This window comes from Aeromicrobium sp., from assembly GCF_047606445.1.
In the GTDB taxonomy this organism is placed as follows: Bacteria; Actinomycetota; Actinomycetes; order Propionibacteriales; family Nocardioidaceae; genus Aeromicrobium.
Genome location: NZ_JASGEK010000010.1, coordinates 156,078 through 169,567 on the forward strand (window position 1 = coordinate 156,078; position 13,490 = coordinate 169,567).

The 13,490-nt window shown below is 68.5% G+C and carries 10 protein-coding genes; 4 read left to right on the forward strand and 6 right to left on the reverse strand.

Annotated features, from left to right (window positions below; all coding sequences use genetic code 11):
- Window positions 1–7: 7 nt before the first annotated feature.
- A complete protein-coding gene (gene murJ, locus QM621_RS02910) occupies window positions 8–3,667 on the reverse strand; it encodes a murein biosynthesis integral membrane protein MurJ (RefSeq protein ID WP_414988847.1) in 3,660 nt (1,219 codons plus the stop codon).
- Between the two features lie 83 nt (window positions 3,668–3,750).
- Between murJ and QM621_RS02915 the strand changes: the two genes are divergently transcribed.
- Entirely contained in the window at window positions 3,751–5,172 is a 1,422-nt protein-coding gene (locus QM621_RS02915) for a CCA tRNA nucleotidyltransferase (protein ID WP_414988848.1), read from the forward strand.
- 24 nt (window positions 5,173–5,196) lie between these two features.
- Here the strand turns inward: QM621_RS02915 and QM621_RS02920 are convergent, their stop codons facing one another.
- From QM621_RS02920 to QM621_RS02930, 3 genes are read right to left on the reverse strand one after another with little or no spacing between them, the layout of a single operon-like run.
- Window positions 5,197–5,487 carry a DUF1778 domain-containing protein gene (locus QM621_RS02920; RefSeq protein WP_414988849.1) on the reverse strand — a complete coding sequence of 97 codons (291 nt, stop codon included), beginning with the start codon at window positions 5,485–5,487 and terminating at the stop codon, window positions 5,197–5,199.
- 34 nt (window positions 5,488–5,521) lie between these two features.
- Entirely contained in the window at window positions 5,522–6,055 is a 534-nt protein-coding gene (locus QM621_RS02925) for a GNAT family N-acetyltransferase (protein ID WP_414988850.1), read from the reverse strand.
- Between the two features lie 53 nt (window positions 6,056–6,108).
- Window positions 6,109–6,795: a TetR/AcrR family transcriptional regulator gene (locus tag QM621_RS02930; protein ID WP_414988851.1), complete on the reverse strand. Its 687-nt coding sequence runs from the start codon at window positions 6,793–6,795 to the stop codon at window positions 6,109–6,111.
- A gap of 108 nt (window positions 6,796–6,903) precedes the next feature.
- Here QM621_RS02930 and QM621_RS02935 point away from each other — a divergent pair, with 108 nt between their 5' ends.
- Window positions 6,904–7,791: an NAD-dependent epimerase/dehydratase family protein gene (locus QM621_RS02935; RefSeq protein ID WP_414988852.1), complete on the forward strand. Its 888-nt coding sequence runs from the start codon at window positions 6,904–6,906 to the stop codon at window positions 7,789–7,791.
- A gap of 1 nt (window position 7,792) precedes the next feature.
- Here QM621_RS02935 and QM621_RS02940 read toward each other — a convergent pair whose 3' ends face one another.
- The gene (locus tag QM621_RS02940; protein WP_414988853.1) at window positions 7,793–8,548 is read right to left on the reverse strand and encodes an SDR family oxidoreductase; all 756 of its coding nucleotides are present in this window, start codon (window positions 8,546–8,548) and stop codon (window positions 7,793–7,795) included.
- Window position 8,549: 1 nt separating this feature from the next.
- Window positions 8,550–9,347: an SDR family NAD(P)-dependent oxidoreductase gene (locus QM621_RS02945; protein ID WP_414988854.1), complete on the reverse strand. Its 798-nt coding sequence runs from the start codon at window positions 9,345–9,347 to the stop codon at window positions 8,550–8,552.
- Between the two features lie 69 nt (window positions 9,348–9,416).
- Here QM621_RS02945 and QM621_RS02950 point away from each other — a divergent pair, with 69 nt between their 5' ends.
- Both QM621_RS02950 and QM621_RS02955 read left to right on the forward strand, forming a co-directional pair.
- Complete coding sequence (locus QM621_RS02950; protein ID WP_414988855.1) at window positions 9,417–12,104, forward strand: McrB family protein; 2,688 nt, start codon at window positions 9,417–9,419, stop codon at window positions 12,102–12,104.
- Window positions 12,104–13,489: a hypothetical protein gene (locus tag QM621_RS02955; protein ID WP_414988856.1), complete on the forward strand. Its 1,386-nt coding sequence runs from the start codon at window positions 12,104–12,106 to the stop codon at window positions 13,487–13,489. The genes QM621_RS02950 and QM621_RS02955 overlap by 1 nt, the downstream gene beginning before the upstream one ends.
- The last annotated feature ends 1 nt before the right edge of the window (window position 13,490 follow it).

The following is a 13,490-nucleotide window of genomic DNA, read 5'->3' on the forward strand; positions in this document are numbered from 1 at the left end:
TCGCCGACTATTCCGTAGGTGACATGCGTGACGCTCGGCGGCGGAGGAGGGTTGTGACCCGGGTGACCTCGGTCAGTCGGACGACACGGGCCGCGATCAGCAGCGTCGCCGCGCCGACCGCGCCGGCCAGGGCCAGCACGGCGAGCGCTCCGAGCGGCGTCTCGCCGTCGAGGCCGACCGCGTCGAGCAGCGTCGCCGCGCCGCGTAGCGCCGCAGCCGTCGCCGCGCAGGCGGCCGTCAGGCGGACGAGGAAGCCGAGGGTGGGTCGGTCGATGATCGTCCCGCAGCGCCGTGATTGCAGCCAGAGGGCGGCGAGGCTGCCGACGAGATAGGCCGTCGACCACGCCCAGGCGAGGCGTGAGGCGACCTGGTGCGGGTCGGCGTCGCGGGTGAACGCCATCGCGGCGGCCAGGTTCGTCGCCGCGACGACGAGCTGCAGGAAGAACGGCGTGCGGGTGTCCTCGGCTGCGTAGAAACCGCGCAGCATCACGAAGTGCAGACAGAACAGCACCATCGACGGGGCGAAGGCGACGACGGTGGTGCCGATCGCCTCGGCCTGTCCCGGAGTCGTGCCGAGTGCGATGGCGGTCGCCGCCGGCGTCGCGAGGCAGGCCGCCGCCACGGCGAGCGGCATGATGAGGGCGAGCGCGGTGCGCAGCGTCCGACGAAGTTCCTCGCCCAGCAGGTCCGGGCGACGGTCGATGGCGAGGCTGGCCAGCGTCGGCATGATGGCGGTGACGAGCGAGACCGTGATGACGCCGTGCGGCAGCTGGCTGATGAGGAAGCCGAAGTTGTAGACCGTCGACCCGGCCCCGCCCTCCCCTGCGGAGGCTCCGTCGAGGCTGCCGCTGGTCGCGAGACGGTTCACCGTGATGAAGGTGATCTGGTTGACGATGACGAAGGCGAGCGTCCACCCGCCGAGTCGGAGCGTGTGGCCGAGTCCGACGCCTCGGAAGTCGAAGCGCGGCCGATAGCGGAAGCCGGTGGCGCGCAGGCAGGGCACGAGCACGGCCGCCTGGGCAGCGATGCCGAAGGTCGAGCCGAGCCCTAGCAGCAGGGCTTCGTCGAAGGTGAAGCCGTCGTTGCCGCCGCTGCGTCCGAAGACGACCATGTAGGCGATCAGTGTGGAGCCGGCGACGATGTTGTTGAGGATCGGCGCCCACATCATCGGGCCGAAGCGACCTCGCGCGTTGAGCACCTGGCCGACCAGCAGAAAGGCTCCGTAGAAGAACACCTGCGGCACGCACAGATACATGAGCCACAGGGCCGACTGCCGCTGGTCGGCGAAGGTCTCGGTGAACAGCGCCCCGTCGAAGACCACGCGCACGAGAACAGGCGCGGCCGCGACCAGGACCACGGTGGCCGTGCCCAGCACCAGCAGGCCGAGCGTCATGATGCGGTGGGCGTAGGCCGCGCCGCCGTCGGAATCCTGCTTCATCGCGCGGACGAGCTGCGGTACGAGCACGACGTTGAACACACCGCCTGCGACCAGGATGTAGAGCGCGTTGGGCACGGTGTTGGCGCTGTTGAAGAGGTCGCCGTTCAGGCCGGTGCCGATCACCCAGATGAGGAGGAGGTCGCGCAGGAAGCCGGTGGCCCGTGAGACGAGAGTGCCGAGCGCCATCCAGGCGCTGGCGCGGCCGACCTCGCGGGTGGTCTGGGGGGCGGTGGGGGCGGCCGTCTCCTTGCCGACCGACTCGGAGTCCTCGTCGCCGCCGGGGACGTCGCTGTGTTTGAAGCGCTGCCAGAGGCGCCGCGCCACGGCGAGCGCCAGCAGGCCACTCGCGACGCCCATGACGATCCAGACGACCATCCCGGTGTTGCTGGAACGGACGTTGAAGCGCGCCGCCTGTCCGAACGGCAGGCCCTCCGGGGTGACGAGCTGAGTGGTCAGCGACGTGGTGTTCTGCCGACCGACGTCGATGGGCACGGTGACCGTGGTGCGGGCGCCGGCGGGCACCTCGACATCGCTGAGGTCGTCGACGCGGAGTTGCGGATTGGTCGAGCTGACCGAGACGCCCACGCGGATCGTCTGGCTCGTGGGGTTGTGGATGGTGAGTGGCACCTGTCCGTGACGACCGGCGAGCAGGAAGCTGGGCGGCCCTTCGATGGCGGGTTGCCGCAGCTCGGACTCGATGGCGGTGCGGCGGTCGGCCGCCGCGGCGACGGCGTCGTCGGGACGGTCCCGCCATGCGACCCCGAGGAGGTCGACGATGAGGGCGTGGTCAGCCGCCACCGCCTCATCGTCGACGGAGATCGACGCCAGCTTGTCCACGACCGATCCGAGTCGGCGGACCTCGTCGACGACGACGGTGGAGACAGGGGCTGAGTCGGGCGGGCTGAGGGTCTCCTCGGGCACCGGCACGACGCCGAGGTCGGGCAGGCCGGACGTCAGGTCGGCGAGGGTCCACGCTGCGGCGAGGTCGGCCTCGCGCCAGTGTGCGCCCGGATCCCAGCCCGGCGCCGTGATGACGAGCGCGTCGGCGCGCGAGGCCGGGTCGTCGGCGCGTCCGCGCGCGGCGAGGTCGGCCTCGGCGAGCAACAGCTGGCGCAGCGTCACGGCCGTCACGGCGCCGGGTAGCGCGGCGGTGAGGTCGTGGCGCAACAGCGTCGGCGCGCCGCCGACGAGTGTGAACGAGCCGTCTGAGGGCCGCCAGTCGGCGAGGTCGTCGGCGTTCGCGATGTACGGTTGGTCGGTGCCGAGGGCTGACAACAGTGCTCCGCTCATCCCGCCGTCCTCGATCCATCGGACGGACGGGACGCTCAGCCCGTGGTCGTCGAGCGCGCGTCGTGTGACCGTGTCGGTGATCGTGCGCAGCGAGGCGGTGCCGGTCGCCGCAGACAGCGCGGTGAGGTCGGGCAGGCCGTAGCCGGTGGTCAGCGTCGGCAGGGCGGTGATCGTGCTCCGCAGACGGTCGTCGAAGGCGACGAGCTGCTCGTGGTCTTGTGGATGGTCGCGCGCGAAGGCCTCGTCGTCGGCGAGCGCGCCGACGAGGTCGAGGAGGTACGGGTCGAGCACGATGCCCGCAGCGCCACGGGGCAGCGTCTTCACCAGGTCGAGGCTGCGTCCCAGCGGGCCGTCGGGGCTCACTGCGTCGACCAGCTCCCTCGGGTCGGCCGGGGTGGCGGCTCCGGCCAGACGGACCGGCGCGGCCAGGGTCACCATCAGCGCGCTGGGGACGGACGGTAGTCCGTCCGAGGTCAGCGGCACGAGTGTGGCGGCCTTCCCGAGGGAGAGCTCGTCGCCGACGAGCTCGACGCCAACGGGATAGACGCCGGGCCCGCCGGTGATGTCGAGACGGTCCCAGGGGACGGTGATCGAGAAGGACGCGGTCTGTCCGGGAGCGAGGTTGCCGATCTCGCTGGTCGCTGCCGGGTCGGCCACCGGCGAGCCGGTGGCGTCGGGATCGTTCTCGAGCTCGTCGACCAGCTCGGCGCGGTCGGTGAACGGCCGGGGCGCGATGGAGGCCTGCACCCGGGTGTCGGACCAGGCAGCGTCGTCGTCATTGCGCACCGTGCCGGCGACGACGAGCGGCTGGCCGGAGGTCAGGCGGGGCGACACGGCGGTGATCGTCACGGTGAGGCGGGCGTCCTCCTCGACTGCGTGGACGGACGGCGTGACGGAGCCCCCGACGACGAGGCCGAGCAGCAGAGCGGCGAGCCACACCGCGACAGCCTTGCCCCGAAGGCGTCTTGTCGGGCGTCGGTGGCTCACCGGGCCATGGTAGGCGGTCCGTAGACTCTGGCTCCGTGTCCTCACCGTCTTCCGCGTCCGACCGTCTCGCCGCACTTCTGCGACGAGAGAGCGTGCTGACCGAGCTGGGCGGGCTTTTCGCCGCCGCCGGCCACGAGATCGCTTTGGTCGGCGGGCCGGTGCGCGACGCCCTGCTGGGACGTCCGGGCAATGACTGGGACCTCACGACGTCGGCACGGCCGGAGCAGATCGAACAGGTCGTGGCCGGCTGGGCCGACGCGGTGTGGGACATCGGCCGCGACTTCGGCACGATCGGCCTGCGCAAGGGTGGCGCGCAGCTGGAGATCACCACGTACCGCAGCGACCAGTACGACGGGGAGACCCGCAAGCCGGTCGTGGCCTTCGGCGACACGCTGGAGGGCGACCTCTCGCGCCGTGACTTCACCGTCAACGCGATGGCCCTGGTGCTGTCCACCGGCGAGTTGGTCGACCCCTTCGACGGGCGCGGCGCGTTGACGCGTCGTCAGTTGACCACGCCGGTGACCGCCCAACAATCCTTCGACGACGACCCGCTGCGCATGATGCGGGCCGCGCGGTTCGTGGCGCAGCTTGGTTTCACGGCCGACGACGACGTGGTCGAGGCGATGCGACGTCAAGCCGACCGTTTGCAGATCGTCTCGGCCGAACGCGTCCGCGACGAGCTCGACAAGCTGATCTGCGCGGCCGACCCGGTGGCGGGACTGCGGCTCATGGTCGACACGGGTCTGGCCGACCAGGTCATCCCGGAGGTCGCGGCGCTGCGGGACACGACCGACGAGCACCGTCGCCACAAGGACGTCTACGAGCATTCGCTGACGGTGTTGGAACAGGCGGTGGCGCTGGAGGGACGGCTCGACAGCCAGCCTGACCTCGTCATCCGGCTGGCGGCGGTGCTGCACGACATCGGCAAGCCGCGCACCCGCCGTTTCCAGTCCGACGGCTCGGTGACTTTCCACCATCACGATGTCGTCGGCGCGAAGATGACCCGCAAGCGCCTGGGCAAGCTGCGCTACAGCAACGAGGTCACCGACCAGGTGTCGAAGCTGGTGGAGTTGCACCTGCGCTTCCACGGGTATGGGTCGGGGGTGTGGACCGACGCGGCGGTGCGACGGTATGTGCGCGACGCGGGGGATCTGCTCGACCGCTTGCACGTGCTGACCCGCGCCGACTGCACGACCCGCAACGCGCGCAAGGCGATGCGGCTGCAGCGCACCTACGACGACTTGGAACGGCGTATCGCCGAGTTGCGCGAGCGCGAGGAGATCGACTCGATCCGTCCCGACCTCGACGGCACGCAGATCATGGAGATCCTGGGCATCTCCCCCGGCCGCGAGGTCGGCGAGGCCTACCGCTTCCTGCTCGACCTGCGCATGGACCGCGGCCCCCTCGGCGAGGACCAGGCCGCCGAGGCCCTGCGCGCCTGGTGGGCCGCCCGCTAACGCTCGATCGGTGCGCGCGGGTGCTCAGCCTGACGCCACCGAGGTCTCGTCTGAGACGCGCCGCGTTTCTGCGAAGAGCGCGCGCAGTTCGGGTGACCCCGAGTGGGCCGTGTCGAGAGCTTCTTCGATCTGGCGGATGTCGGCGGTGGACAGACGCAGAAGATGCCGCTCGATCAACACCGAGCGAGCGCGCGAGGTCGCCGCGTCGAGGATGAACGACGTGGTGTCTTGCTGTGTCAGCGCGGCCGCTTCTGTGATCTGGCTTTTCGCTTCGGATGAGACACGCAGTTGGATTCGCTCGGATTTGTTCGTCATGTCTGACCACCATCGTGTGTACGTGGTACGTACGTTAGTGGGATGGCCTGCTTCCGTCAAGGGAGGCGCGGATGGTCTGTGTCGGGAGGAACATGCGGCGTCCGTCGCCGTGAAGGAGTTGGAAGCCGTGGCGTCGATAGAAAGCGACGGCGTTGTCATCGATCGCGTCCACCAGGAGAACTTCGGAAGCTGAATGCTCCAGTGCCACGAGCACATGCTCCATTGCTCTCACAAGCAAGAGTTTGCCCAGCCCTCGGTTCTGTGCTCCGCTGGCGACAGCCAGACGGGCCAGCAAGGTGGCGGGCATGGGATAGCGATATCGACGGTTCAGCACGAGCGTGGCCTCGGAGGGCACTATCTGATAATTCAGGAGGGAAAAGTACCCGTAGATCTGACGGGACGCCTCAAGTCGGTCGACGAGAAGGAATGTCCTGGCCCTGTTGAGTCGTTCGTTCTGCCCGGCGTGGCGCTGAAGCCAGGTGTCCATCGATTCATGACCGCAGGCGAAGGACGTGTAGTCGTATCTCTTGCTCTGATAAGGCACGAGTTTGAGCAAACGGGGGTTCACGTCGTCGACGTTAGGCGGATGACGCGCGCTTCCTCAAGGAAAATGTCGACTCGTCACCATCCGAGGGTGTCGATGAGGGTGTTCAGGTGGGCGTCGAAGAAGGCGGCGGGGTCGGTGAGGGTGTCGGCGCCGAGGTGTTCGTGGACCTCGAAGGCGACCGCGCCGACGAGCGCCGACCACAGGCCGATCCCTCGAGCCAGCACGAGCGGCGGCAGGGTCAGACCGTACTCCTGGCGCAGCCGCTCCATGTCCTCGCTTACGTCGTCGGGGAGGTCGTCGTCGGGCGCGGTGAGCCGTCCTGCGGTCCAGGCCTGTTCGACGATCCCCATCAGCGCGACCGCGACGCGGGTGCCGGGGTCGTTGGTGCGCTCGCTCGGCGCGGTGTAGCCCGGCACCGGGGTGCCGTAGAGCAGGGCGAAGCGCGACGGCTCGCGCAGCGCCCACGCCCGGAGCGCGCGGCCGAGGGCGAGCAGGCGCTCACGGCCGGGGCGGTCGGCGGTCTGGGCGACGGCCGCCTCGACCTCCTCCCCCAGTTCGTCGTAGGCGTCGACGATGAGCAGGGTCAGCAACTCGTCGCGATCCTTGACATATCGATATATCGCTGAAGAGACAAGGCCGAGGTCGCGGGCGATGGCGCGCAGCGACAACTCGGCGGGCGTCGCCGTCGCCAGCTGCTCGCGGCCGAGTCGCACGATGTCGGCCATCGTCTGGCGCCGGGCCTGTTGGCGAGGAGTCTCCACGGAGTCCACCGTAGCGAAGGCGACGGATTGAGAGAGCACTGCTCTTGATTTTCTTGTGGAACGGTGCCATGCTCAAAGAGAGAGCACCGCTCACTTTTAGGAGAAGCCATGAGCCACCTCGTCATCGGAGCCGGACAGATCGGCCCACACCTCGCCCGTCACCTCCTCGCGCAGGGCGAGCGCGTCACCGTCGCCACGCGCTCCGGCCGGGGCCCGGCCGACCTGCCCGTCGAACGCCTCGAGGCCTCCGACGGCGCGGCGTTGCGCGCCGCTCTCATCGAGGTCGAGACGCTGCACCTCTGCTTGCACGCCTCGGCGTACCGTGCCGATGTCTGGGAGCGGGAACTGCCGTCGTTGGAGCGGACGGTGCTCGACGCGGCCGCCGTCACCGGGACCACGGTGGTCTTCCCGGAGAGCGTCTACGCCTTCGGCACCTCCTCCCCAGTCACTGCCGCCTCGGCGTTCGCGCCGCGCAGCCCGCTCGGCCAGGTGCGGCGACAGTTGCTGGAGCAGCGTGCGGCCTCACCGGCGCGCACGGTCAGCGTGGTGGCCGGCGACTTCATCGGCCCAGGCGCCGACCAGTCGCACGCGGGTCCGCGCATGTGGCAGGCGGTGGTCGCCGGGAAGACGGTGCGGCCAGTCGGCGACGTCGACACCGTCCACGCGTGGACCTATCTGTCCGACCTCGCCGCTACCATGAGTGCTGCGAGTCGACATATCGATGAGTCGATCATCGTGGCTCCTGCGGTCCACGCCACCCAGCGTGAGGTCGTCGAGGCCTTCGCCCGTGCGGCGGGCGTGCCGGTCCCCCGGATCCGTCCGGTCCCGCTGTGGGCGCTGCGCGCTGTCGGCGCCGTCCACCCCGAGACCAGCGCCCTCGCCCAGACCGGCCACCTGTTCACTGAGCCGCTGCAGATCGACTTCACGACGACACGCGAACAGTTCGGCCTCCCCGCCACCGACCTCGACGTCATCGCCAAGGCGACCGTCGGCTGACTCAGATCAGCTTGCGCGCCACGGGACGCGGGGCGTGCTTGAGGACCTGGCCGAGCGGGACCCAGGGCCAGGCTGGGACGGCGGCGTTGTCGACCTCTTTGTCGATGGCCTTGACCATCGCGCGCACGCCGGTCGCGGTGTCGACCATGAGCTTCTGCTCCTGCTCGACCTTCTCGTTCATCTCCGAGGCGATGTAGCCGGGATAGATCGTGGTGACCAAGATGTCGAGGCCCCGGCCGACCAGGTCCATGCGGATGCCTTCGGCCAGATGCGCGATGCCCGCTTTCGTCGCGGCGTAGGCGGCCATGCTCGACGGCATGCCGCGCATGGCCGACACCGACGAGATCACCACGAGGTGACCGGACTTCTTCGCGTAGAAGTGCTCCATCGCGGCCTCGCACTGGGCCATCGCGGCGATGAAGTTCGTCTCGGCGGTCTGCTTGTTGGCGTGGAACTTGCCGGTGCCGATCCGTCCGCCCTTGCCGAGGCCGGCGTTGACGATCACCCGGTCGAGGCCGCCCAGCTCGTCGGCGGCTTCCTTGACGACGGCGAAGACCTGGTCGTGGTCGTTGACGTCGAGCTGGCGGACGACCACCTCGACGTCGGGGTGCGCGGCGACGATCTCGGCGCGCAGCTCCTCCAGCCGGTCGAGACGGCGCGCGGTGAGGGCGAGCGAGTGGCCCTTCGCGGCGAACTGACGGGCCATCTCCGCGCCGAGGCCGGAGCTCGCGCCGGTGATGAGGATGTTCGTGCGCATGTCAGTCCTTCTTCGCCATCTTCGCGGCGGCCTTGAGCATCTCGCGGGTGTACAGGGGGCGCAGCCAGCGCTTCGCCGCGTAGGCGATCGTGCCATTGCGGTCGGTCGTGATGACGTGCACGCCCTTCTCCATCTTGCGCAGCGTGGCCGCGGCGATGTCGTCGGCGGTGACCTTCGACCGGTCGATGAGCTTGGCGGCGAGTTGTCGCGACGACTCGTCCTTGCCGCGCAGCGACTCGGCGAGGTTCGTCTTGAAGAAGGTCGGGCAGATCACCGACACCTTCACGCCGAAGGGGTCCAGCTCATAACTCAGCGACTCGCTCAGCGCGACGACGCCCGCCTTCACCGCGACGTACTCGGTCATGCGAGGCGGGTGGACGAGCCCGGCGGCCGAGGCGGTGTTGACGATGTGGCCGCTGCCCGCCTCCTTCATCATCGGCGTGAACTGTCGGCAGCCGCGTGCCACGCCGAGCAGGTTGATGTCGACGATCCACTGCCACTGGTCCATCTCGGTCAGCTCGATCCGGCCGCCCGCCGCGACGCCCGCGTTGTTGAACAGGTAGTCCAGGCCGCCCCAGGTCTCGACCACCCAGTCGTGCGCGGTCTGCCAGTCGACGTCGGAGGTGACGTCGAGGCGGCGGTACTCGACGTCGAGCCCGTCGAGGGAGTCGGGGCGCTCCTGGTGGACGTCGGTGGCGAGCACGCGCACACCCTTGTCGCGAAGCTGCCGGACCAGCGCCAGGCCGAGCCCAGAGGCCCCGCCGGTCACCAGCGCACGGGAGCCGGAAGTGATCTGCATTTTTCAGATACTACCGGTATCTGAAAGTTTCACCCCCGGTGACACGTCACAACTGCCACGATGGTCGACATGCCCCTCCTCAGCTCGCTGCTCTCCGCCCGTCAGGTCACCGATGAGTCCGACACGCTCGACCTCGTCCGATTGATCGGCCCGATCCTCCATGAGAAGAACTACCCCGCTCTCGCAGGCGCTGTCCGCAGCTGTCTGGCGACCGTGGCGCCGGGCTCGGTCCCCGCGACTGTCATGGACTGGTGGGTGAAGGTCGTGACCGGCGAGTCGGCCAACGGGTCGTGCTACCAGCTGCCCGCCGACATCCGCGGCGATCTCGCCGATGCCATGACCGCGTTGCGGGACATCCACTCCGATATCGCGCCCTGGAGGTGGCTCAGCGCGCGGAGCACCGTCGCTAAGGGCCGCGCGTTGATCGAGCCCGGAACGAAGGGTCCGTTGAGTATGGACTACTACGGGAACTCGCGCATCCCGAAAGAACGAGCTGCCTGGGATCAGTTCATCGAGTTGTTCGAGCCGCACATCAGCGCGTTGCGATCGGGTCGTCCGGGTCCGGAGATCGCCGATATCGAAGACGATGTCAAGCGCATTCTCATCGCCAGCGACATCATCGAGAACTCCGATCGTTGGAAGGCCATCAAATACCGGGTGCAGCAGATGGCGGACTTCCTCTACGATCTGCGCGAGGAGACGCAGATCTGGCTGTCGCACACCCCCGACGTCGATGTGCCAGTCCTGCGGGAGGTCCCCGAGGAGATGCGCGATCTGCTGGGCGACAGCGCCGATGTCTTGTTGTTCCCGGTACTGGTCGATCCTCCTCGGCCTGCGGACCTGGAGTCGACGCTCGACGCCGAACTGGAGCGACTCGACACGGGGAGCCGACATCAAGTGGCGCTCCTGCTACGCCCCTGGGTCGACGAACGGTACGACCTCTACGCCGCGGCGCCGGCGCTGCCCGCGATTTCGGAGGCGTTGCATCAGATCCCGCAGATCGAGTCGCAGATCGAGGAGCTCCGACAGGCTGACCTCGACAGCGAGGCGATCGACGAGATCGAGTTGTACTTCCTCGAGGGCGACTTCGACCACGCGCACGAGCTCATCGGTCAACATCAGGGCGACAAGGAGATCGAGCTGTCCACACGTCGGTGGCAGAGCGAGATCGACGCCGCTCTCCACCGTGCGGAACGAGTCGGCGTCGAGGACGCGGATCTACGATCGCTGCGAGACGACATCGCGACCTTGCTGGTCGACGGCCGGGAGTCGACCCTGCGAGAGGGGGTGCGCGAGGCCGGAGAACGGCTGGAGAACCAGGTCGCCAGACTCCGGCGGGAGGAGTTCCAACGTCACGTCAAGACCCTCGAGACGTTGGGGACGACGAAGGAGCGCGTCTACGACCTCAACAATGAGGCGAAAGCCACGATCACGCGCAGTCGGCTGGAAGAGATGGAGCGTCAGGTCGCCAACTTGCGAGACGACCGCGTCGAGGAGGTGCGACGTACCCGAGAGCGGGTCGCCGACGCACTCTCGGACCCCTCGATCGACGAGGACCGGCGGGCCGAGCTACGGCAGTCGGCGCCGCCGATCGTCGACCGTGACTCCACCGACGTGGAGATCATGGCCACGCACGCGGGGTTGTTGGCCTTGGAGGCGGAGATCAACAAGCTGATCACCCGCCGATGGATTCCAGACCGTCACTCCGAAGGCGAGTTGCTCGGCCACCTCATCAAATACTGCACGGAGCGCATCGACTACGACGAGAACGACCTGAAACGGCTGTTCGTGGCGCTCAAGACCAAGCCTTTCGTCATCCTCGCCGGGTTGACGGGATCGGGCAAGAGCAGCATCGCGCGCCTGGTCGCGGAGGCCTTCGGCTCGTCGGCGGCCAACGGACGTTTCCGTCGGATCGCGGTGCGGCCGGACTGGATCGACCAGTCCGACGTCCTCGGCTACATCAACCCGATGTCGGGGGATTTCGAACCGGGCTGGTTGGCCGATGTGGCCCGTTCCTGCCAGGCGAACCCCGACGACCTGTTCTTCGTCCTCCTCGACGAGATGAACCTCGCGCCGGTCGAGCAGTACCTCGCGGAGTTCCTCTCGGCGATGGAGTCGGTCCGCGCGGGCTTCGACGATGTGACGCTGCCGCTCTACACCCGGGGCGCGAAGCCGAGGAACGCGCAGCAGTGGCCGGCCGAGTTGCGTTTCCCGACGAACCTCTTCGTCATCGGCACAGTGAACGTCGACGAGACCACGAGGCCGCTCTCGGACCGGGTGATCGATCGGGCGAACCTTCTCCAGCTCAAGCTCCGATGGTCGCGCGGTCACCACGAGGCGGAGGACACGAAGGAGACCCAGCCGTGGGTGGTCGACAGTGACGCGTGGCGTGCCTTGGTCAAAGTCGAGCCGTCCTCGGAGCATCACGACATCCTCGTCGGGTTCGCCGAGATGCTGGAGCTGGTGGGCATCGGCGTCGGGTTGCGATCCCACGTCGAGATCGAGCGGTTCCTCGCCAACGCCGAGGACATCCTGGAGTCGCACGTCGCGCTCGACATGGGCGTCCTCCAGCGCATCATCCCGAAGGTGCGCGGCTTCAAGCGCGAGCTGACGCCTGCCCTGGAGGCAATGCGGGAAGCGTTGGTCGCCGAGAAGTGCGGTGAGTCGCTGGCGGTCGTCGACCGGTGGCTCGATCCGTCAGTGTCCGACGACGCCTACATCGACGGCACCGCTCCGCACATCGGGATCCCGCGCTGATGGCGCAGATCTTCGGCGCTCAACGGTGGCACAGGCTGGCCTCGGACCAGCCTCCGGCGCAGATCGGGGAGAGCGACCTGTTCCGCCTGCGCGGTGTGGAGGCGAACGCGACCGTCACCCTCGGCGACCAGATCGACGTCACCGCGAGCAACCGGGGCGACGTCTCGTTCAAGCTGCGCGACTTCGACGATTTGCGCGGGCACATCGGGCTGATCTCCGTGAGCGTCGAGGGTGTTCCGCTCGGCGAGATCGACGTCGTGCCCGACAAGATGAGCCAGGACGCCTACCGTCGGCTGCGGGCTGACGTCGAGACGGTGTGGACCGGTCTGACGCTCGACCCGGAGGCGCTCTCCCATTTGGAGGCAGGGCCGCCGCCGCCAGCCGACCTGTGGAAGGAGATCGAAGGCGTTGTCCGGCAGATCGCGGCGCAGCCGCACGAGGAGTTGCGCGACACTGTCGGATACCGATCCTCGTTGCGGGTCCGACACCGGCGGGAGTTGACGGCGGCGACGTTACGGGCGTTGCCCCGTGGCGGAAGCGCTCTCGTCCGGGTCGTCGAACGGACGGCGATGACGGCCGACAACGCCATGGTCGCCGACACGCTGCGGCGGATCAGGGCGTACGCGCTGCGTCGCGGTGACGCCGCCGTCGCCTCCTATGCGGCTCGGTGGCTCTCGGTGGAGCCGTTCTGCGACCTCCGGCCGGGCGGTTTCGCCGGGTCGAGCTATGTGCTCGACCAGCGGTACCGGCAGGTGCAGCGGGTACGTCGCCTGTTGACGCGACCGGACCTCGCACCGGTGGAGGGACCCGGCGAGATCCGTCTGGGTGTTCGTGGTTTGAGCCGACTGTACGAGTACTGGGTGTTCTTGCAGGTGCTCCTTCAAGCGCGTGAGAAGTACGGAGATCCGATAGCCGGCGGATTCAGTGTGCTGCGCGCCGAGACTGCTCGGGGGCCGCGCATCGACATCCCCGCAGGCGCGACCGTGAGATTCCCCGGCGACATCAGGGTCGCTTTCGAGCCGTGCGTCACGACCCGACCGGCGGACAGCTGGGCGGGGATCGAGTATGTGCGGCACCCCGACCCGGAGCGGGCACAGGGGCGGGCGACGCCTGACGTGGTGGTGCTGCGTGGCGGCGTGCGGCCCGAGCTGTTGATCATCGACGCGAAGTACGTCGGCCAAGTCTTCGTGGAAAAGGACGCGGTGAAGATCCACGACAAGTACGCGCGCATGCTTCTCGGTCAGACGCCGGTCGTCTCCCAGGTCGTGGCCGTGCATCCGCATCACCGTTTGGCGGCGCGTCATTGGGCGGGATACGGACACATGCCGATGAACCCCGAGGCGGGTGTCGCGCGGTTGCCGTTGCCGGACCTTGTGAAGACGTGAA